General features: G+C 64.7%; 12 protein-coding genes. 4 read left to right on the top strand and 8 right to left on the bottom strand.

Annotation, left to right across the window (positions count from 1 at the left end; translation table 11 throughout):
- Window positions 1–89: 89 nt before the first annotated feature.
- The gene (locus tag BG60_RS24435; protein ID WP_008354125.1) at window positions 90–1,679 is read left to right on the top strand and encodes a DHA2 family efflux MFS transporter permease subunit; all 1,590 of its coding nucleotides are present in this window, start codon (window positions 90–92) and stop codon (window positions 1,677–1,679) included.
- A 21-nt stretch (window positions 1,680–1,700) separates the two neighbouring features.
- Here the strand turns inward: BG60_RS24435 and BG60_RS24430 are convergent, their stop codons facing one another.
- From BG60_RS24430 to BG60_RS24420, 3 genes are all read right to left on the bottom strand, one after another.
- Complete coding sequence (locus BG60_RS24430) at window positions 1,701–2,204, bottom strand: DUF29 domain-containing protein (RefSeq protein ID WP_008354126.1); 504 nt, start codon at window positions 2,202–2,204, stop codon at window positions 1,701–1,703.
- Between the two features lie 27 nt (window positions 2,205–2,231).
- On the bottom strand, window positions 2,232–5,918 hold the full coding sequence (locus tag BG60_RS24425) for a DUF748 domain-containing protein (RefSeq protein WP_034473136.1): 3,687 nt from the start codon (window positions 5,916–5,918) through the stop codon (window positions 2,232–2,234).
- Between the two features lie 157 nt (window positions 5,919–6,075).
- Window positions 6,076–7,539, bottom strand: a complete 1,464-nt coding sequence (locus tag BG60_RS24420) for a DUF1254 domain-containing protein (RefSeq protein WP_008354128.1) — start codon at window positions 7,537–7,539, stop codon at window positions 6,076–6,078.
- A 412-nt stretch (window positions 7,540–7,951) separates the two neighbouring features.
- Between BG60_RS24420 and BG60_RS24415 the strand changes: the two genes are divergently transcribed.
- Window positions 7,952–10,195 carry a heavy metal translocating P-type ATPase gene (locus BG60_RS24415; protein WP_081851877.1) on the top strand — a complete coding sequence of 748 codons (2,244 nt, stop codon included), beginning with the start codon at window positions 7,952–7,954 and terminating at the stop codon, window positions 10,193–10,195.
- On the opposite strand, the gene BG60_RS24410 is transcribed toward BG60_RS24415, so the two are convergent.
- The 4 genes from BG60_RS24410 to BG60_RS24395 all read right to left on the bottom strand — a co-directional run bounded on the left by BG60_RS24410 (window position 10,135) and on the right by BG60_RS24395 (window position 14,199).
- Window positions 10,135–10,617, bottom strand: a complete 483-nt coding sequence (locus BG60_RS24410; protein ID WP_008354130.1) for a thioesterase family protein — start codon at window positions 10,615–10,617, stop codon at window positions 10,135–10,137. The two genes, BG60_RS24415 and BG60_RS24410, sit on opposite strands and share 61 nt — an antisense overlap.
- Window positions 10,618–10,637: 20 nt before the next feature.
- Complete coding sequence (locus tag BG60_RS24405; protein WP_008354131.1) at window positions 10,638–11,585, bottom strand: L-carnitine dehydrogenase; 948 nt, start codon at window positions 11,583–11,585, stop codon at window positions 10,638–10,640.
- 20 nt (window positions 11,586–11,605) lie between these two features.
- Window positions 11,606–12,535: a 3-dehydrocarnitine:acetyl-CoA trimethylamine transferase CdhC gene (cdhC, locus tag BG60_RS24400; protein WP_008354133.1), complete on the bottom strand. Its 930-nt coding sequence runs from the start codon at window positions 12,533–12,535 to the stop codon at window positions 11,606–11,608.
- A 713-nt stretch (window positions 12,536–13,248) separates the two neighbouring features.
- Window positions 13,249–14,199, bottom strand: coding sequence for a choline ABC transporter substrate-binding protein (locus BG60_RS24395; protein WP_008354134.1), 951 nt, complete (start codon window positions 14,197–14,199; stop codon window positions 13,249–13,251).
- 518 nt (window positions 14,200–14,717) lie between these two features.
- On the opposite strand from BG60_RS24395, the gene BG60_RS24390 reads away from it, so the two are divergent.
- Window positions 14,718–17,789 carry an acetoacetate--CoA ligase gene (locus tag BG60_RS24390; protein ID WP_008354135.1) on the top strand — a complete coding sequence of 1,024 codons (3,072 nt, stop codon included), beginning with the start codon at window positions 14,718–14,720 and terminating at the stop codon, window positions 17,787–17,789.
- Between the two features lie 118 nt (window positions 17,790–17,907).
- Complete coding sequence (locus tag BG60_RS24385) at window positions 17,908–18,885, top strand: GlxA family transcriptional regulator (RefSeq protein ID WP_008354136.1); 978 nt, start codon at window positions 17,908–17,910, stop codon at window positions 18,883–18,885.
- Here BG60_RS24385 and BG60_RS24380 read toward each other — a convergent pair.
- On the bottom strand, window positions 18,882–20,030 hold the full coding sequence (locus tag BG60_RS24380; RefSeq protein WP_008354137.1) for a porin: 1,149 nt from the start codon (window positions 20,028–20,030) through the stop codon (window positions 18,882–18,884). The genes BG60_RS24385 and BG60_RS24380 overlap by 4 nt on opposite strands.
- Between the last annotated feature and the right edge of the window lie 146 nt (window positions 20,031–20,176).

The raw sequence follows: 20,176 nt of genomic DNA, 5'->3' as shown, positions 1-20,176 counted from the left end.
TTTTTTTGAGCGCAGGCACACTGGCGGCTTGATCTTTTCCGGCCGCCAGCCGCGTCTTGCAAGCTGGCGGCCTCAAGCATGGAAGCCGCATGAGCACGCCGACGACGCCCAAACCCGCCGCCGCACCGTCACCCTCACCGTCCGCGCCACCGCCGCTCGAAGGCGGCAAGCTCGTTCTCGCCACCTTCGCGGTGGCGCTCGCGACGTTCATGAACGTGCTGGATTCGTCGATCGCCAATGTCGCGATCCCGACGATCTCCGGCAATCTCGGCGTGTCCGTCAACGAGGGCACGTGGGTCATCACCGTGTTCGCGGCGTCGAACGCCGTCTCCATTCCGCTGACCGGCTGGCTCACGCAGCGGCTCGGGCAGGTGCGTCTTTTCGTCGGCGCGATCCTGATGTTCGTGCTGTCGTCGTGGCTGTGCGGGCTCGCGCCGAATCTGCCGGTGCTGCTCTTCGCGCGCGTGTTGCAGGGCGCGGTCGCCGGGCCGCTGATTCCGCTGTCGCAGGCGATCCTGCTCGGCTCGTATCCGAAAGAGAAGGCGTCGATGGCGCTCTCGCTGTGGGCGATGACCGCGACCGTCGGCCCGATCGCCGGTCCCGCGCTCGGCGGCTGGATCACGGACAGCTATTCGTGGTCGTGGATCTTCTATATCAACATTCCGGTGGGCATCTTCGCGGCGGGCGTGACGTGGATCATCTACCGCGACCGCGAATCGCCGACGCGCAAGGCGCCGATCGACGTGATCGGTCTTCTGCTGCTCGTCTCGTGGGTCGCTTCGCTGCAGATCATGCTCGACAAGGGCCGCGATCTCGACTGGTTCTCGTCGCCGCTGATCGTCGTGCTGGCGATCGTCGCGGTGATCGCGTTCGCGTTCTTCGTCGTGTGGGAGCTGACGGACAAGAATCCCGTCGTCGATTTGCGGCTTTTTGCCGGGCGCAATTTCTTCGGCGGCACGGTGGCGATTTCGGTCGCGTACGGCGTGTTCTTCGGCAATCTCGTGTTGCTGCCGCAATGGATGCAGCAGTATCTGAATTACCGGTCGATCGACGCCGGGCTCGTCACCGCGCCGCTCGGCATTTTCGCCGTGATCCTCGCGCCGATCATGGGCAAGGTGCTGCCGCGCAGCGACGCGCGCATCATCGCGACGGCGGCGTTCGTCGGCTTCGCGTTCGTGTTCTGGCTGCGCTCGAAGTACGTGATCGAGATCGATACGTGGCATCTGGTCTTGCCGACGCTGCTGCAAGGCATTCCGATGGCGATGTTCTTCGTGCCGCTCACGGCGATCGTGCTATCGGGCTTGCCGCCGTCGAAGATTCCCGCGGCGGCGGGGCTGTCGAATTTCGCGCGGGTGTTTTGCGGCGCGGTAGGAACGTCGCTCGCGGGCAATGCGTGGGACAACCGCATCGCGCTGCATCACGAGCGGCTCACCGAGCAGGCGAATGTCTACAATCCGGCGTTTTTGCAGTCGCTCGGGCTATCGCAATCGACGCTCGACGTGAGTGAAGCGCAGGCGCGCGGCATGTTCAATTTCACCGTCAACTCGCAAGCCGCGATGATGGGACTCAACGATATCTTTCTGATCTCGGCGGTGATCTTCATTCTGATCATTCCGCTGATCTGGATTACGAAGGTGGCGAAGGGCGGGGGTGGCGGGGCGGCGTCGGGGGCGCATTGAATGATGCTCGCGCCCCGGGTGCTATTCGGGCAGAAAGCCCTCCTCCAGCACTGACGACATCGGCCATGGACAGCTTGCGGGAAACGTATCGAAGTCGATACCTGTCTCCGCTTCGGCCTGAGTCCGCGCTTTCGACCAGACCAAGTCGAGCCACTGAACATCATCGAAGCGTCGCCGCAAGCTCGGTGCTTCATTCAACACGAACAACGCCTCCCTTCGCTGCGTGCGAATGGTACTCGTCCAACTCCGGCTTCGGCACTCCGGCTGAAATTGCCATTTGAGCAAATGCGCGAGCAGTACCGCCAATCTGCTTCGCAGCTCGCGTGATTCAGTTTTTGCCACGTCCTCGATTTCCTCAGCGATATGCTCGATATCGATGGACGCAAATTTCCCCGCACGCAGCAGCGCCGCCTGTTCCCAGGCCCACGCCACCACGTCCTTCTCATAAGGCGTTCCCATCGGCTGACTCCCGTTCTCTTCATCGTTCCCGGTGTCGCCGATATTAGTTTGCATTCCTTTGTTCATCCAGATCGTCCGTTTGGCCAACGCTCGTCACTTCAGCCCCAGTTCGACGCGCGAACCCGCGCCCTTGTCCTTGATGTCGTCCGCGTTCATCTTCGGCGCGACGACGAAAATCCGTTTGCTGTCGATTTTCCCGTCGAAATATTCCTGCACCGCCTGCGCTCGACGCTGCGCCAGATCGCGCAACGATCCTTCGTCGACCGGTGCGTTCTTCGTGAGCGCGGCTTTCATGTCCTCATCGGGCACCGACTTCGTCATGCCGATGAAGTTCGTCGGCTTCTTGAAATCGGCCGACTTGTACGCCTTCGTCAGATACTTGTCGTAGTCCGCGTCCGTCACCTTGATCGCGTTCCAGTCGACGTTCTCGCCATTGCTCGACATGTCGCGCACCTTCGCGCGCTTCACCTGTTGATCGAGCCACGCGGAACGCAACGCCGGCTCGTCCGTCTTCGGATCGACGCGGCCCGTCACGTCCAAGCGCACCGACGGCTTGTCCGCCAGCGCCTTCGCGATCGTATCGAGCTTCTTCTGCGCGGCATCGTTCAGCGTGGCCGAGCCCGCATCGAATTCGATGTAGTTGAGATCCTCGCCGCCGCCGCCGCCGAACGCATGCGCGAGCAGCGTGAACGGCGCGGTCACCGCCTTCTGCACCAGATTCACGATAGCCTGCCACACGAGCCCACCGATCGAAAACTCGGGATTGTCCAGCGAGCCGGAAATCGGAATATTGACATCGATCTCGCCGCGCGAATTCTTCAGCAGCGACACCGCGAGCCGCACCGGCAGCTTCGTCGCCGTCGGATTGTCGACGTGATCGCCGAACGTCAACTGATCGATGAACAAGTGATTGTTCGCCGTGAGCTTGTTGTCGGCGAGCATGTAATGCAGATCGACGTTGAGCTTGCCCTTCGTGATCGGATAACCCGCGTACTTCGACGAATACGGCGTGAGATTCGTCAGCTCGACGCCATGCGCGCTCGCGGTCAGATCGAGCGCGGGTTTCTCGATGAGCGGATTCACCTGCCCCTTGATCGACACCGGCCCGTTCGCCGCGAGTTTCGCCGACACGTCGACGGGCGCGGACGTGGTCGAATGCGTGCCGAACGCGCCGATCGTCCCGTTGATCGCAACGAGATTCGCGGTGTAGTTCGGCTTGATGAAGTTATCGGTGTAAGTGACGCGGCCGTCCTGCAGCACGAGCTGGCCGAAGCGCATGTTGATCGGCGGCCCCGACGGCTTCGCCGCCGTCTTCACCGGCACCGTCGCGCTCGCAGCGGCCGGCGCGGACGCGCCCTCTTCCTTCGCACGGTCGCGCGTCACCGATTGCGGGCCGTTGTCGCCGGCCACGACGCTCTTGAGGTTCAACCTGCCCTGCGCGTCGAGCAGCACCCGACCGTAGAACTTGGCGAAGGTCACGCGCGCCGCTTCGACATCGGTGCCGCGCTCGCTGTAGTCCGCCTTCACGTTCGAGAGCGAGAGCAGCTTCCAGCCGGCGAAGCGGTCGGAGGTCGCCTTGTCGAGCATGCGTACGTCCGTCAGCGACACGTCGCCCTTATAGGACGCCGCGAGCGTCTTGCCGCTGCCCGACATCGCGACGTCGCCGTTCGCGTTCAGATACGCGCTCGTCACGTCGATGTTGAGCATGTCGCCGAAATACGGCTCGAACGCGGAGGCGTCGACCTGATCGCCCTTGACGTGCAACGCGAGCTTGAGCGGCGACACCGTGACGTTGCCGCCAATCGCGAGCGCCCCCTTGCCGTTCAGCGTCAGCTTGCCGTCGACGGCGAGCGGTTTCGTCAAATCGTCGCCGAACTGCCTGACGTTGAGCGCGAGCGGCGCGACGCGCAGCTTGACCGGCTTCGTCGTGGTTTCATCGGTGATATTCGCCGATGCATCGGCGAGCGCGATCTCGCCGATCCGATACCGCCACGCCGGCCCCGCCGCCTGCGCCTTCTGGATCCTGCGCGTCGCCGACTGCTCGGGCGCGGCTTCGTGCGGCGCGGCGAGCGCGGCCAGATCGATGCTGCCGTCCTTGCGGCGCGTCGCATCGAGCGCGAGGCCGTTCAATTGCACGCTGTCGAGCGTCGCGTTGCGCGCGGACACATCGACCTTGGCGATCTTCGCCGTCGCCGACGCCAGCTTGATCGGCGCGCCGCCGCCCGCGTTGGGCGCGAGCGTGAGCGCATCGAGCTTCACATCGCCCGCGCCGATTTGCACGCCGCCATCCGCCTTGCTCCAGTCGACCGACACCGGCAGATTCGCGCCGAGCGTGCCGCTCGTCACGCGCGCGGCCACCATGTTCGCGAGATACGGCTGCAACGGCGGCAGCGCCAACGCGCTCAGCGCGAGCTTTGCGTCCGCCGTTTTCGTGGCGAGCGTCACGTTGCCCGATGCATCGAGCGCGCCGCCCTTGTCGAATGCCGTCTTGAGCGTGTATTTCGCGGGCGTTTTGGCAAGCGTCGAGAAATCGTCGAGCGTCACGGCGAAGCCGGTCAACGCGGCCTCAACACGCTGTTTGAGCAACTGGTCGTCGAGCGCGATCCGGCCGTCTTGAATCGCGAGGTGGCGAATCGCCAGATCGAGCGGCGGCGCTTCCTTCTTGACTTCCTCCGCTAAAGGCTTCGGCGCGGGACCGGCCAGCTTCTGCACGTTCAGTTGACCCGTCGAATCGCGCGCGAGATGGACATCCGGATTCGACAGCGTCACTTCGTCGAGGTGATAGACATCGCGCAGCGGCTCGGCATTCGCGATCTTCACGTGCAGCGCGCGGGCCGCGATGAGCGGCGCGCTCGCCTTGTCCGTCACCGCGAGATCGGCGAGATCGGCGGTGCCGTCGATGCGGATCGTCGGGGTATCGCCCGAGATCGCGAAGCGCACGTTGAGATCGGTCGAGAGCTTGCCGCTCTTCACCGCGACCGGCACCGACGCCGGCGCGTAAGACGCCATCTGCGGCACGTCGAGGCCGTCGAGCCTGAGCGCGATTTCCGATTCGCGCGACTGCGCAAACGGCTTCGTGCGACCCTTCACGACGAGCGGCGAGCCGTCGATGCGGGCCTGCAACAGCGGCGTCACGAAGATATCGGTGGCGGACGGCAGCGTCGCGATGAACGGAATGCCGAGCGCGAAACGGTCGACGACGTGCTTCGTTCTCAGAAGCCTGTCATCGAACGTGATCTGGCCGTTTTCGAGCTGAATGTTCGATACCGAGAAGCGCGCAGGCTTGTCCGAAGGCGGCGACGATGGCTTCGCGAACTTCGCGATCAGATCGGAGAAATTGAAATGCTCGCCGTCGAAACGCACGACGCTGATACGCGGCGAATCGATCTTCAGTTCGTTGACGACCGGCGCGAGTTTGAACACCGACGCCCACGACGTACGCACGACGAGCCTCGACACATCGACAAAACCGGCCGCCGCGCCCGGCGCCTTCGCGAGATTCGCGGGCGATTCGCCGATATGGACGTCATCGGCTTCCAAATCGAGCGTGTACGGATTGAGCCAAATACGCCTGATGCTGACGGGCCGGTCGAGCTGCTTTGCGAGCTGTTGCTCGGCGATATGTCGGATAACCGGCGGCGCGACGAAGAACCCGAGCACGCCGATAACGAGTATCGCGATCAGCAAGCCGATGAAAAAGCGCCGCGTGCGCCGCGCGTGAACGACGCCGCGCAGCGTCTGCCCGGCGGAGGCGAGAGAAGACTTCGTGATGCTCGACATTCGATGCGCGACGACGAGCCGCCGTCCCCGGAAAGATGATGTTCGAGTATACGACGATGCGACCCGCAAACGTTCGCCAAAGCGTGCGTCAAACACATGAAGGCCGCGAAAAAATCGCGGCCTTCATGTTCGATTCAACTGTTTGCGCGCAGCGGAATCACTGCCGTTCGACTGACGGCGGCGCCCACGAGCCGTCGCTCGCCTGCGGCTTGGGCGCATAAAGACGCATCGTGAGCTGGAACTGGCCTTCGGGCGCGGGCAGCCAATTCGCTGTCTGCGCGCGGCCCGGCGACTTCGCCGACACGATCACGTCGATGGAGCCATCGCGATTCTTCTTCAGCCGGTCGCGATCGGAAAGCGAGAGCCGCGGCAGTTTCGCATCCGAGAGCGCCCCGTCCTTCGTGTAGGCGGTCAGGGTCCAGAAGCCGCGCACCGGCGGCAGTTGCTCGGGCTCGAAGTGCAGCGTGTACGCGTTCGCGCCGTCGAGTGCGTGGCCTTCGCTGTCCACGTGCGTCACCGGCTTCACTTCGCCTTCCTTCGTGCTCGTCGCGGTCTGCCGGCGCGCAAGATAGGCGCGCAACGTGTAATCCGTACCGTAGACGCCGACGCCATCGCCGAACCAGGTCCAACCGTTCTTCGTGATCGCGTTGGGCGGCGTCGTCTCGAGCCGCTCGCGTGCATCGGCGAGACCGGAATCGAGCAGCGGTGCGTCGGTCTTCTTGAACTGCACCGGCTCGCCCGGCTTCACGCCGAGATCGGCGAGCTGGCTGATCGCGTGACTGTCGTCGGTGGCGGCGGGATTGTCGTCGAGCGAGCGGGCGAGGCGCGCGAAGAACGCGTTCGCATCGAGCGCTTCGGCCTGCGCGCCCGGCGCGATCGTCGCCAGCGCGGATGGCAGCGGCGGCACTGCGGGTTGCTTCGCGCCGTTCGCGGGCCACGCGCCGGAGACGACCGGCGTCGGATCGGCGGCGGAGCCTTTCGCGGGCGTCAGCGTGTCGATTCGCATCGCGGTCTGCAGCTTGCGCGCTTCGCGCACGTCGCGCGCGCCGTTCACGCGCACGCGCACCGAAAGCCACACGTAACGTGTGCGCGTTTCGACGCGCGTCGCGTTCGCGGGCAGCGTGCCGGTCCAGCCAGCGGGCACGAACGCGATGAGCTGCATCTTCGGATAGGGCGTCGTGTCGGCGCTGGAATAGAGCGCGTTGGTCCACGCATCGAACGCGCGGGCGTCGAGATAGCGGCCGCGCGGCGCGGCGGGCAGCGTGACGATCACCGGATCGGCGGACACATCGAGCCATGCCGACGATTCGAGCGTGTCGACGCTCGCCCAGCCCGGCGCGCCGGCGGGCGGCAGCGCGTTCGCGTGACGGAAGGTGTTGAGCGGCGTCTGGCCGGGCTGCCCGGCGCGGCCGCTGGCGCGTTCGCGCGCGATATCCGACGCGACGAGCGGAAAGCCGAAGGTATAGGCATCGGCGACCTGATTCTTCACCCAGCCCGTGCTGGTCGCCTTGACTTCGGGCTGCTTGGTCGCACAGCCCGAAAGGACCGCCGTGCCGGCGAGACTCACGCTCATCCAGATTGCGGTGTTGAGCGGAAACGTCCAGCGTCGCTTGTTCTTCATTCGAATGGAAATCCAGTTCTTCTTTCGATTTGGGTTCTCGCACGCATCTTCGTAGGAGCGATGCGCGGCACGCCCGGAAGCGTATCGGCGCCGCTGCCACTCCCCGCGCGGCGCGCCACGAGCATTATCTCGAAATTCGGGTTTTAACTTATCCGCTGACGATAGGCAAGATTAAGTCAGCAAAAGCGCTGCGGCATGCCGAAGAATGCACCAGATGCCGGTCAAAAGCACTGAATGGCGCGCTTTTCGTCCTTCGAATACGGTCTTCTCGTAGCATTTCGCGCTCCCGCGCGGCGGGACTCGACATTGCACGACGCGCTTCATTCAGGCCTTGACCTTCCAGTCATTGGAAGGTCGATACTGTTCCTTATGTGGGATCTTCGCGATCCCGGCCAGAACGGAGCGTTTCGATATGTCCACAGCAGCATCCGACCATCCGCGGACCGCGGAGTTGTCCGTCAGCGGGATGACGTGCGCGTCGTGCGTCGCGCGCGTCGAGAAAGTGCTTAAACGCGTGCCGGGCGTCGAAAGCGTCGCGGTCAATCTCGCGACCGAGAAGGCGACCGTGCACGCGAGCGCCGCCGTCACCGACGATCAGCTCGTCGCCGCCGTCGCCAAAGCCGGCTACGAGGCCGCGCCGATCCTGCCCGACGCCGCGCCGGAGCTCGCCGTTTCCTCCGGATTCGATCGCGAGCTCGCGGCCGTGCTCGCGTCCGCCGTGCTCACCGTGCCGCTGCTCGCGCCGATGTTCGGCCTCACGCTCGACCCGTGGCTGCAACTCGCGCTCGCGAGCGTCGTGCAGTTCGGCTTCGGCGCGCGTTTCTATGCGGGCGGCTATCGCGCGATGCGGGCGTTCGCGGGCAACATGGATCTGCTGGTCGCGCTCGGCACGTCGGCGGCGTGGGGCTTGTCCGTCTGGCAGATGTTCGCGCACGGCGGCATGACGGAGCATCTGTTCTTCGAGGCGTCGGCGGTCGTCATTACGCTGGTGCGCTTCGGCAAATGGCTGGAAGCGCGCGCCAAGCGCCAGACCGCCGACGCGATCCGCGCGCTCAACGCGCTGCGTCCCGACAAGGCCCGCGTGCGCGACCGCGACGATCCGGCGCGCGAACGCGAAGTGCCGCTCGCTCACGTGCGTATCGGCGATATCGCCATCGTGCGGCCGGGCGAGCGCGTGCCGGTGGACGGCATCGTGCGCGAGGGCCGCACGCACATCGACGAATCGCTGATTACCGGCGAAAGCCTGCCGGTCGCGAAGGAACCCGGCGCGCGCACGACCGGCGGCTCGATCAACGGCGAAGGCGTGATCGCGATCGAAACCACGGCGATCGGCGCGGAAACGACGCTCGCGCGCATCATCCGGCTGGTCGAATCGGCGCAGGCGGAGAAGGCGCCGATCCAGCGGCTCGTCGATCGCGTATCGGCGGTGTTCGTGCCGGCAATTCTCGCGATCGCGCTCGTCACGCTCATCGGCTGGCTGCTGCACGGCGCCGATGCAGAAACGGCGCTGCTGAACGCGGTCGCGGTGCTCGTGATCGCGTGCCCGTGCGCGCTCGGCCTCGCGACGCCGACCGCGATCATGGCCGGGACCGGCGTCGCGGCGCGTCAGGGCATTCTCATCAAGGACGCGCAGGCGCTCGAACAGGCGCACGCGATCAAGATCGTCGCATTCGACAAGACCGGCACGCTGACGGTCGGCAAGCCGGGCCTCGTCGCGTTCGATGCCGCGCCGGGGCAGGATCGGAGCGCAGCGCTCGGACTCGCCGCCGCCGTGCAGCGCATGAGCGAGCATCCGCTGGCGAAGGCCGTCGCCGCCGCCGCGAGCCACGCACCGCGCTTCGAGGCGAGCGCGGCGCGCGCGGTCGCCGGACGGGGCGTGGAGGCGAACGTCGGCGCGCGGCGCATCGCGATCGGCAGTGCGCGCTGGGTCGCGGAACTGGGTTTTGACGTGCCGCCGACGCTCGCCGCGCGCGCTCGCGAACTCGAAGCGCAAGGGAACACGATCTCGTGGCTGATCGATCTCGACGGAGAAGTCCTCGCGCTGCTCGCGTTCGGCGATACCGTCAAGCCGACCGCGCGCGATGCAATCGAACGTCTTGCGCGCATGCGCGTGAAGAGCGCGCTCGTCACCGGCGACAACGAAGGCAGCGCGCAAGCCGTCGCGCGCGCGTTGGGTATCGCGCCGGAACGCGTGTTCGCGCAGACCTTGCCCGACGACAAGGCGCGCGTCGTCGCGCAGCTCAAGGCGTCGAACGAAGGCATCGTGGCGATGGCCGGCGACGGCATCAACGATGCGCCCGCGCTCGCCGCCGCCGATATCGGCATCGCGATGGCGAGCGGCACCGACGTCGCGATCGAGGCGGCCGGCATCACGCTGATGCGCGGCGATCCGGCGCTCGTCGCGGACGCGATCGATATTTCGCGGCGCACGTATCGCAAGATTCAGCAGAATCTGTTCTGGGCGTTCGTCTACAACCTGATCGGCATTCCGCTCGCGGCGTTCGGCCTGCTCGATCCGATGTTCGCGGGCGCGGCGATGGCGTTTTCGAGCGTGAGCGTCGTCACGAACGCGCTCTTGCTGCGGACGTGGCGCGCTCAGGCCGGCGCGGCCGCTGACGAAGCGCGCGCCGGCAAGCCGATCACGCGGCCCGCGTAACGCGCGTCCTTCGGCGCGACCGCAGGTTCGGCGGCGATGCGCGCGGCGATGTCATCATCGAACGATGCGGATTTCGGCGCGCCGCTCGAATCGATGTGCATCAGCATCTGCTCGCACGCGCAAACGGCCTCCGTCGTGTCGCCTTCGAACATCTCCATATAGAGATGCACGCGCTTTTTGTCATGCGCGATCACGCGCCACTCGACGCGCACCGGCGCGCCCTCCTTGATCTCGCGCAGATACGTGACATGCGCTTCGAGCGTGTAGAGCGTGCGCTGGCGTGCGCGGCGGCCCGCGTCGTCGAGACCGATGCGGTCCATGAAGGCATCGGTCGCGAGGCTGTAGATCAGCATGTAGAACGCGTCGCGCAGATGGCCGTTGTAGTCGACCCATTCGGGTTTGACGGTGTCGCGATAGGTCATCGTGGTGCCTTGCGGTTCCGTTAGTCTTCGATCCCGTGACGCGCTTTCGCCTGCGCGATCGCCTCGATCACGCTGGCGATGCAGTCGTCGCGATAACGCTCCAGTTCCTTGATGCCGCGTCCGTTCGTCTGATTCGACGTACCGTCGACGACGCGGTCGATGAGTTCGTCGGTCAGTGTCGGCGCGACGAGTTTCGTCCACGGCAATTCGAGCGCGGGGCCGAACTGCTGCATGAAGTGTCGCATGCCCGCTTCGCCGCCCGCCAGCGTGTAGGTCAGGAACGTGCCCATGAACGACCAGCGGATGCCCGCGCCGTAGCGGATGGCGTCGTCGATTTCGCCGGTTGTCGCGACGCCGTCGTTGACGAGATGCAGCGCCTCGCGCCAGAGCGCTTCGAGCAGCCGGTCCGCGATGAAGCCGGGCACTTCCTTCCTCACGCGCAAGGGCCGCATGCCGATGGACGCGTAGAAGCGCATCGCGGCATCGATCGCTTCGCCGGATGTCGCTTCGCCGCCGAGCACTTCGACGAGCGGCAGCAGATACACCGGATTGAACGGATGCCCGACGACGCAGCGCTGCGGATTCACGGCGCGCGCGTAGAAGTCGGTCGGCAGAAGGCCGGACGTCGACGACGCGATGATCGCATCGGGCTTCGCCGCGCGGCTCGCGCGTTCGTGCAGCGCGAGCTTGAGTTCCTCGCGTTCGGGCGCGCTTTCCTGGATAAAGTCGGCATGGGCGACGCATTCCTCGACGGTATCGACGAAGCGCAATCGTTGTTGCGACGCGCCCGGTGCCAGTCCGACGCGCTCGAGCGCCGGCCACGCGTTCGCGACGTTCGCGCGCAGTTGCGCTTCGGCGCCGGGCGCGGGATCCCACGCGGTGACGTCGAGTCCTGCTCCGAGGGCGCGCGCCACCCAGCCGCTGCCGATCACACCCGCGCCGAGCGCGGCGAATTGCTTGACTTGCATGTCTTCGTGTCCTTGTCGGTTCAGGCGAATTGTTCCGCGATGCGTTTTTCCAGCAGGCGTTCGCCGCGCGCCGGGAGGCCGAGCTTCTTGCGGCCTTCCGCGGGCGTGAGCGCGCGTGCGCCGAGCCGCTCGATGATTTCCACCGCGCGCTGGACGAGCGCGCCGTTGGTCGCGTGCACGCCGCGATCGAGCCACAGGTTGTCTTCGAGACCGACGCGCACGTGTCCGCCGAGGAGCATCGCTTGCGCGACCATCGGCATCTGCATGCGGCCGATGCCGAAGCCGGCCCAATGCGCGCCGGGCGGGAGGTTATCGACCATGGCTTTCATCGTGCCGGTGTCGGGCGGTGCGCCCCACGGAATACCCATGCACAGTTGAAAGAGCGGCGGGTTGTCGAGCAGGCCTTCTTTCAGAAGTTGATTGGCGAACCACAGATGGCCCGTGTCGAAAATTTCCAGTTCGGGCTTCACGCCGAGTTCCTGGATGCGTTTGGCGCCGGCGCGCAGTTGCGCGGGCGTCGATACGTAGATGTAGTCGCCGTCGCCGAAATTGAGCGTGCCGCAGTCGAGCGTGCAGATTTCGGGCAGCAGTTCTTCGACGTGCGCGAGGCGCGTGAGGCCGCCGACGAGGTCGGTGCCTTTGCCGAAGCGCATCGGGTCTTCGCCGGCGCCGATCTCGAGGTCGCCGCCCATGCCTGCGGTGAGGTTGATGATCACGTCCGTGTCCGATGAGCGGATGCGGTCTACCACTTCGCGGTATAGCGCGGGGTCGCGGCTGCCTCTTCCTGTCTTCGGGTCGCGAACGTGGCAGTGGGCGACGGTGGCGCCCGCGCGGGCCGCTTCTATCGCTGCTTCGGCTATTTGCTTCGGCGTGACTGGGATGGAAGGGTGCTTGCCGGTCGTGTCGCCAGCGCCGGTTACAGCGCAGGTCACTATCACTTCGTAGTTCATTTTCGATGTCCTTTAGGGTTCCTGTATTTTTTCTTCGGCTTTCGTTAAGTCCTGATTTCGCGTCGGTCTATTAGCACTGCCCCTGTGCGGGGCGGCACTCACTTTCTTTGCTGCTGCAAAGAAAGTAAGCAAAGAAAGCAGCTTCCGATACGCCCGCGGTCACACGCAATTTGGGTAGTCCTCTCGTCGTTCGTGGGCTGCCTAAAGAGTGCCCTCAAACACCTAATCGGGCTTGGCTCGCGCACGGTCTGCCTCGTCGCACCACACACCAAACTGGTTCAGCACCAAATAGCTCCGGCCCGCTTCGCGGCCGACCGGTCAATCGGGTCCGCGCGTGCTTCGCTACTAACGTCTCAATCTCGCTGCACTTGCCGCACGTTGGTTTCCCTTGCATACCGGGCGGCAGCGCGTAGCGCTGTGCCGGAGCCATTTCGTGCCGAACCAGTGTCCTCAGCGTTTTCGGGCGGCAGACCGTGCGCGATCCAAGCCCGATTAGGTGTTTGAGGGCACTCTTTAGGCGAGTGCCGCCTGTGACGAGAGGACTACCCAAATTGCGTGTGACCGCGGGCCTGAAAAGCTGCTTTCTTTGGTTACTTTCTTTGCAGCAGCAAAGAAAGTGACTGCCGCCCCGCACAGGGGCAACGCTAATAGACCGACGCGATAACGGGATCCGGCAACAACAACGAGACCCGGCAACAACAACAAGAAAAACCTCAAAGCCCAAGGTATTGCCGAACCGCCGGCAGCCCATCCTTACCATCAAGAGTCTTCACGCCTGCGAGCCAGGCATCCAGCACCTGGGGGTTCTGCTTGAGATAGGCCTTGGCCGCCTCCTGAGGCCGCTCCTTGTTCATCACCGGCTGCATGAGCCGATTCTCGAGATCCGTCGTAAAGCGCAAATTGGAAACGAACTTCCCCGCATTGGGACAACGCGTCAGAAAATCCGTATTCGTCAGCGTATAAACGCGCGCTTCTCCGTAGTTCGGCCCGAACACGTCATCCCCGCCGGAGAGGTAATTGATCTTCATCTGGATGTTCATCGGATGCGGCTCCCAGCCAAGAAACACCACCGGCTTCTTCTCGCGGATCGCCCGCTCGACCGTCACCAGCATCCCCGCCTCGCTCGACTGCACGAGCTTGAACCCGCCCAACCCGAACTGATTCGTGTCGATCATCTTCTGAATCTTCGCGTTCGCACTGCTGCCAGGCTCGATGCCGTATATCGTGCCGCCCAGTTCGTCGCGATGCTTCGCGATATCCGCGAACGTCTTGATGCCCGCGTCATACGCATAGCTCGGCACGGCGAGCGTCGCCTTCGCGCCCGACAGATTCGGCGGCTCCAGCTTCTCGATGCTCTTCGCCTCCAGAAACGGCTCGACCGCCTTCTGCTGCACCGGCCACCAGTAGCCAAGCGACACGTCGATCTGCTTGCTCTTCAGCCCCGCGAGCGAAATCGGCACCGAGGCGACCGTCGTCCGCGGCGCATAACCGAGCCCCTCGAAGACGACCGACGCAAGCGCCGTCGTCGACGTGATATCGGTCCAGCCGATATCGACGAAGCGCACCGTGCGGCAACTCGCGTCCTCCGCGCGCGCACTCTGAGCGACGGCGAACGCCGCGCACGCGCCGGCGAAAAACAGTGTTGGAATCAGGCGTTGTCTCATTGCGAGGCTTCCGTTGAGGGTTGAACCGATGCGCCAGTTCGAATGCCGGCGTGCATACAAAGTACCGCCGCATAAAAGCGCCCGAACGCCCGCGTGCGACCGCGAGTTGACTGCTTGCGACCTGCGTCGCTTGCCGCTTCGCGCACGCGCCTTCGCATCCGCGTCTCGGCAAGATTGAAAGCAAATTGAAATCATGACTTCCTGCTCATATTCGAAAACTTCGCACCATGGCGTAAACACGCATTGGAATGAAAAAACGTCGCGAATTCAGTAGTTTTTCCGCTGTTCGGTATCCGAAGCATGGCCGTCGCCGTTGCGCAAGATCAATCTTTGCCGAAACGCCACGGTCTCTGTGGTTGGTCGCACATAGCGCCGACTTCCGGCCGGGTAATGTGCGGGAAAGAGATAGCTTGTCTCGGCAGTGACGCGGCTTCAGGAAATGCGATGGAGTTAGCCGCGAAGCTCGCCGATTACATAGCCGTTCGACACACGTCGCCCAAAACCAAGGTGCCTGGATAATGGACCGTCAAGACGCCATCCGAGAGAGCGCGCGGCTCTACGCGCGCGAACCGCTTTACCTGCCTTCCGCCGAACAGATATCCGCATCGCGCATGACGGCCTTCACGCAGGCCTTCGAAAAGGCAACCGGCGAGCGCTTCGCCGATTATTCGGAATTGCATGCTTACTCAGTGCGCGAATATCGCCAATTCTGGAAATGCTTTCTCGAATCGGCGCGCGGGCTCGAATGGTCGGGATCCGATGAACCGGTCTGCATCGGCAACCAATGCGAAACGGCACGGTTCTTTCCCAACATCGAACTGAATTACGCAGAAAATCTGCTCGGCAAACGCATCGCGCCCGACGACGCTCCCGCGATCACCTCCTGCTTCGCCGACGGACGCCGCATAAGCTATACGCGCGGCGAGTTGCGCGAGCGCGTCGTGCGCCTCGCGCAGACGCTCTCCGAGCTCGGCCTGAAGGAAGGCGATCGCGTGGTGGCGATCATGCGCAACGACTGCGACGCGATCACCGCCGCGCTCGCCGTGACCGCGCTCGGCGCAACGCTTTCGACAGCCGCGCCGGAAAACGGCGTGCAGGCGATTCTCGACCGCTTCGCCCCGCTCGATCCGAAGTTCATGTTCGCGCACACGATGCAGCGTCCGTTCGACACCGGCGGCTCGCTTTCGGGCCACGTCGCGGCGGTGGCCGCGCAACTGCCGACGCTCACGGACATCGTCTGTCTCGAAGATACCGAACTGCCCAGCACGGTGACGCAGCGTCAGCACGAGTTGCGCTCGCTGATCGCGCGCGGCGACGCGATGCGTTTCGACTGGAAGCGCTTCCCGTTCAACCATCCGCTCTTCATCATGTTTTCGTCGGGCACGACCGGCAAGCCGAAATGCATCGTGCACGGCGCGGGCGGCACGCTGCTCGAACACGTGAAGGAGCATCGCCTGCACAGCGATTTCGGTCCCGGCGACAAGCTCTTTTTCCACACGAGCTGCTCGTGGATGATGTGGAACTGGCAGATGTCGGTGCTCGCGTCGGGCGTGGAGATCGTCACTTACGATGGTCCCGTCGCCGCCGTCGACACGCTCTGGCGTCTCGTCGCGAACGAGCGCGTGACGGTCTTCGGGACGAGTCCCGCCTATCTGAAGATGAGCGAGGATGCGGGCATCGAGCCGGCCGGACAGTTCGATCTCTCGGCACTACGCGCGATGATGTCCACCGGCGCCGTGCTCTACGACTCGCAGTTCGAATGGGTGTACCAGCACGTCAAGCAGTTGCAGTTGCAATCGATTTCAGGCGGCACGGACATCATCGGCTGCTTCGTGCTCGGCAACCCGAATCTGCCCGTCTATGCGGGCGAAGCACAATGCCGGAGCCTCGGCCTCGACGTGCAGGCGTTCGATCAGGGCGCGAGCACGATCATGCCGGGCGAGCTCGTCTGCACGAATCCGTTTCCGTCGCGACCGCTCGGCTTCTTCGGCGACGACGACGGCTCGCGCTTTCACAAGGCGTATTTCGCGGCGAACGAAGGCGTGTGGACGCACGGCGACGTCATCGAGTTCTCGCCGCAAGGCTCGGCGCGTCTGCACGGCCGCAGCGACGGCGTGCTCAATGTGCGCGGCATCAACGTGAGTCCGGGCGAAATCTATCGCATCCTGAGCGAGATTCACGAGATCCGTCATGCGATGGTCGTCGCCCAGACCGGCGCGAACGCGGGCGATGCGGGCCAGCGCATCGTGCTCTTGCTCGTGCTGCGGCCGGGTGCGCAACTGAATGCGGCGCTCGCCGCGCGCGTGCGCCGCGATCTCACGCGACAAGGCTCCGCCGCGCTCGTGCCCGATGTGATCGTGCAGGTCGACGGCTTGCCCGTCACGCACAACAACAAGCCGTCGGAAGCGGCCGCGCGCGATGCCGTCAACGGCCTGCCCGCGCGCAACGTGTCGTCGCTCGCCAATCCCGAGTGTCTCGATCAGATTCGCGAGCATCCGTCGCTTACGCGCGTGAAGCGCGATCTGCCCGCGCCGGGCGATTCGATCGGATCCATCGAGGCGTATCTGTGCGCGCTCTGGGAACAGCATTTCAGCTTCTCGCCGATCGGCCGCGACGACAACTTCTTCGAGCTCGGCGGCCACTCGCTGCTCGCCGCGCGGATGCTCGCCGACGTGCAGCGCGCGACCGGCCGTGCATTGCCGCTATCGACGATGATCGTCGCGCCGACCGTCGCGCGCCTCGCCGCCGTCCTCGCATCCGAACCCGGCGCGCGCACCGCGGACTCGACGCTCGTGCAAATGCGTGCGGGCGTCGGCCGGCCGATCTTCATGGTGCACAGCATCACCGGCTCGGTGATGGAGTGCCTGACGCTCGCGGGCATGGTGCAGAACGAGCGGCCCGTGTACGGCCTGCAGGCGCTCGGCCTCGACGGCGATGAAGCGCCGCAGCACAGCGTCGAAGAGATGGCGCGCGGCTACGTGCTGCGCATCCGCGAAGTGCAGCCGAGCGGTCCTTATGCGCTCGTCGGCTATTCGTTCGGCGGGCTGGTCGCGTTCGAGATCGCGCAACAGCTCGTCGCGGCGGGCGAGAAGATCGAGATGCTCTGCCTGCTCGACACGTACATTCACACACATTGTCTGCCCTTCACGCTGTGGACGCGGTATCAGGCGGGCGTGCTCGTCGAACGTCTGCGCGAGTTGCGCTCGCTCAACGCCGGCGCGCGCCTCGGCTTCGTGCGCGGCAAGGCGGCGGCGATGACCAACCGCGTGCGCGGGCGCATGGGCAGGCCGACGACGCACCGGCAATCCGACGACGTCGCCGATCTTCCGCCTGTGCTGCGGCGCGTGCGCGAATCGATGAGCGCCGCGATGGCGACCTACAAGCCGCGACGTTATGACGGCGGCCCGATCGTCTACGTGCGCGCGACGATGCTCGACGACTCGCGCAGCGATCCGCTGCCGGTCTGGCAACGCGTCGCGAAGCACGGCGTGCGCGTGATGCCGGTCCTCGGCAGGCACACCGATCTCGTGGTGGAGCCGCACCTGAGCACGGTCGCCGCGACGCTCACGAACGCGCTCGCGAGCGCCTGAACCGCATCTTCGAGCAGTGCAATCCGGCCGCCCTTCGGGGCAAGCCGGATTGCGCGCGTTTTTTGCGCGCGCTAGGGTGGACGGCTTCTCTCATCGACGAGCCTTGCCAATCGATCCGATGTCCGCGCCCCACGATTTCCATTTCCTGCTGCTGCCCGAGTTCTCGTCGATCGGATTCATGTCCGCGATCGAGCCGCTGCGCGTCGCCAATCGCTTCGCGGGCGATCTGTATCGCTGGCACATTCTCAGCTTGGACGGCGGTCCGGTCGCCGCGAGCAACGGCATCACGCTCAACGCCGAAAGCGCGTTCGATCAGGTCAACGACGCGCGCACCGTGTTCGTCGTGTCGGGATTCGAGCCGCTCTCGCGCTACACGCGCGCGATCGGCGACTGGCTGCGGCGCCTCGATCGCGCGGGCGCGACGCTCGGCGGCATCGACACCGGCAGCTTCATCCTCGCGGAAGCCGGGCTGCTCGCGGGCACGCGCGCGACGCTGCACTGGGAAGCGGCCGCTGCATTCACCGAGCGTTATCCGGCGATCGCGACGAGTCAGGAGCTGTTCGAGATCGACACGCGGCGCATCACATGCGCGGGCGGCACGGCATCGATCGATCTGATGCTCGACGTGATCGCGCGCGAACACGGCGCGGAGTTGGCGGCGCAAGTGTCGGAGCAGTTCGTGCTCGGGCGCATCCGGCAGCGCTCGGATCATCAGCGGATGCAGATCGCCGCGCGTTACGGCATCCACAATCGCAAGCTGATTCAGGTGATCGAGCTGATGGAGCAGCATATGGAAGAGCCGCTGTCGCCCGATGCGCTCGCCGAATCCATCGGCGTGACGCGGCGTCAGCTGGAGCGGCTCTTCTGTGCATCGCTGAAGGACACGCCGACGCACTTCTATCTCGGCCTGCGTCTCGTGCGTGCGCGCGAGCTGCTTCACCAGACCGACATGTCGATTCTCGCGGTGTGCGTCGCGTGCGGCTTCGAATCGCCGTCGCATTTTTCGCGCACGTATCGCGCGCGCTTTCAGACGAGCCCGCGGCAGGATCGAAGCGCATTGCGCGCCGTCCCGTCCGCGCGGCTCGCGGCGGCTTAGAACGAGTGACGCATGCCTACGCGCACGTCGGCCTGCGTATTCGACGACGACGGCGTGAAGCTGTAGCCGATGACTGCATCGATGGGGCCGGACGCGCGCAGATAGTCGCCCGAGATATACACGTCGGTACGTTTCGAAAGCAGATAGTGCAGCCCGAGCGAGCCCTGATTCCAGTGATTGCCTTCGAAGCGCGTGTGCTGATAGCCGCCGTAGAGATTCAGGTCCGGCCTGAAGCTGTATGACGCGCCGCCTTCGTACACCTGCATGTGCGAGGTCTGGCCGAGGCCCTTGATCGTCGTGTAGGTGAAGTTGCCCGATAACATCAGGTTGCCGATGGTCCATGCCGCGCCCACGGCGAACGCGCCTTGCTTGTCGACGGGAAACGAGGTCGAGCTATAGAGATCGGTGACGGCCCCCGTCGCCGGATCGACCGATACCGTCGGCTGGCCGAGGAAGGTGCGCGCGCCGATCATCGCGTACGGATCGAACGCGTAGATGCCGTTCGGATTGTTGAGTTGCGTATAGGCCGCGCCGACGTTGAAGGTGTTCGCCGCATAGTGCGCGCCGACGCTCCACGCGCTGTTGCGATGGAAGTCGCCCGCCTGATTGCCGAACGAATACATGCCGCCGAAGGTGAAGCCGCCGATGTCGTTCGACAGGAACTTGATCGAGTTCGGCAGACGGTCGCCGTTCATGCGGTCGAAGTCGCCCTGGTGAATGGCGTAGCCGCTCGCCCACGCCGAGATGTTGTAGAGGTAGACGAACTCTTCGGTCATATCGAGCTGATTGCCGAGCGAGACGGTGCCCCACTGGTTCTTGAGGCCTACGTAGGCTTGCCGTCCGAATTGCGCGCCGCCGAAGCCGAGCTGGCCATTGCCGAGATGAAAGCCCGATTCGAGCACGAAGACCGCCTGCAATCCGCCGCCGAGATCTTCGGTGCCGCGAAATCCGATGCGGTTGCCATAGGAGATGCCGTCGTCGAACTTCACGACATGCGAGCCGCCCGTGTTGCTGACCCAGGTGACGCCCGCATCGAGAATACCGTAGAGCGTCACGCTGCTTTGCGCGTGCGCCGTCATCGGCATGTTCGCCGCGCCCGCTGCGAACGCGAGGCCTGCGATCCTTGCGGCATGTCTTTTTCTCATGTGCTGGTCCTTTGCTCGTCTCGATGTGTATTGCGTTGGAATAGGCGATGAAGCATCGCGTCGACGTCGTAAAAATAAAGGTCCATATATGCGCCGGCTCGACCCGGTGCGACGCAAATCTGTCTAGTTGCGACTACTGCAACATC

Origin of the sequence: Caballeronia zhejiangensis, from assembly GCF_000698575.1 — a bacterium.
GTDB lineage: Bacteria > Pseudomonadota > Gammaproteobacteria > Burkholderiales > Burkholderiaceae > Caballeronia > Caballeronia zhejiangensis.
The sequence above is the reverse complement of the archived record's forward strand: the minus strand, read 5'-3'. Positions and strand labels throughout refer to the sequence as shown.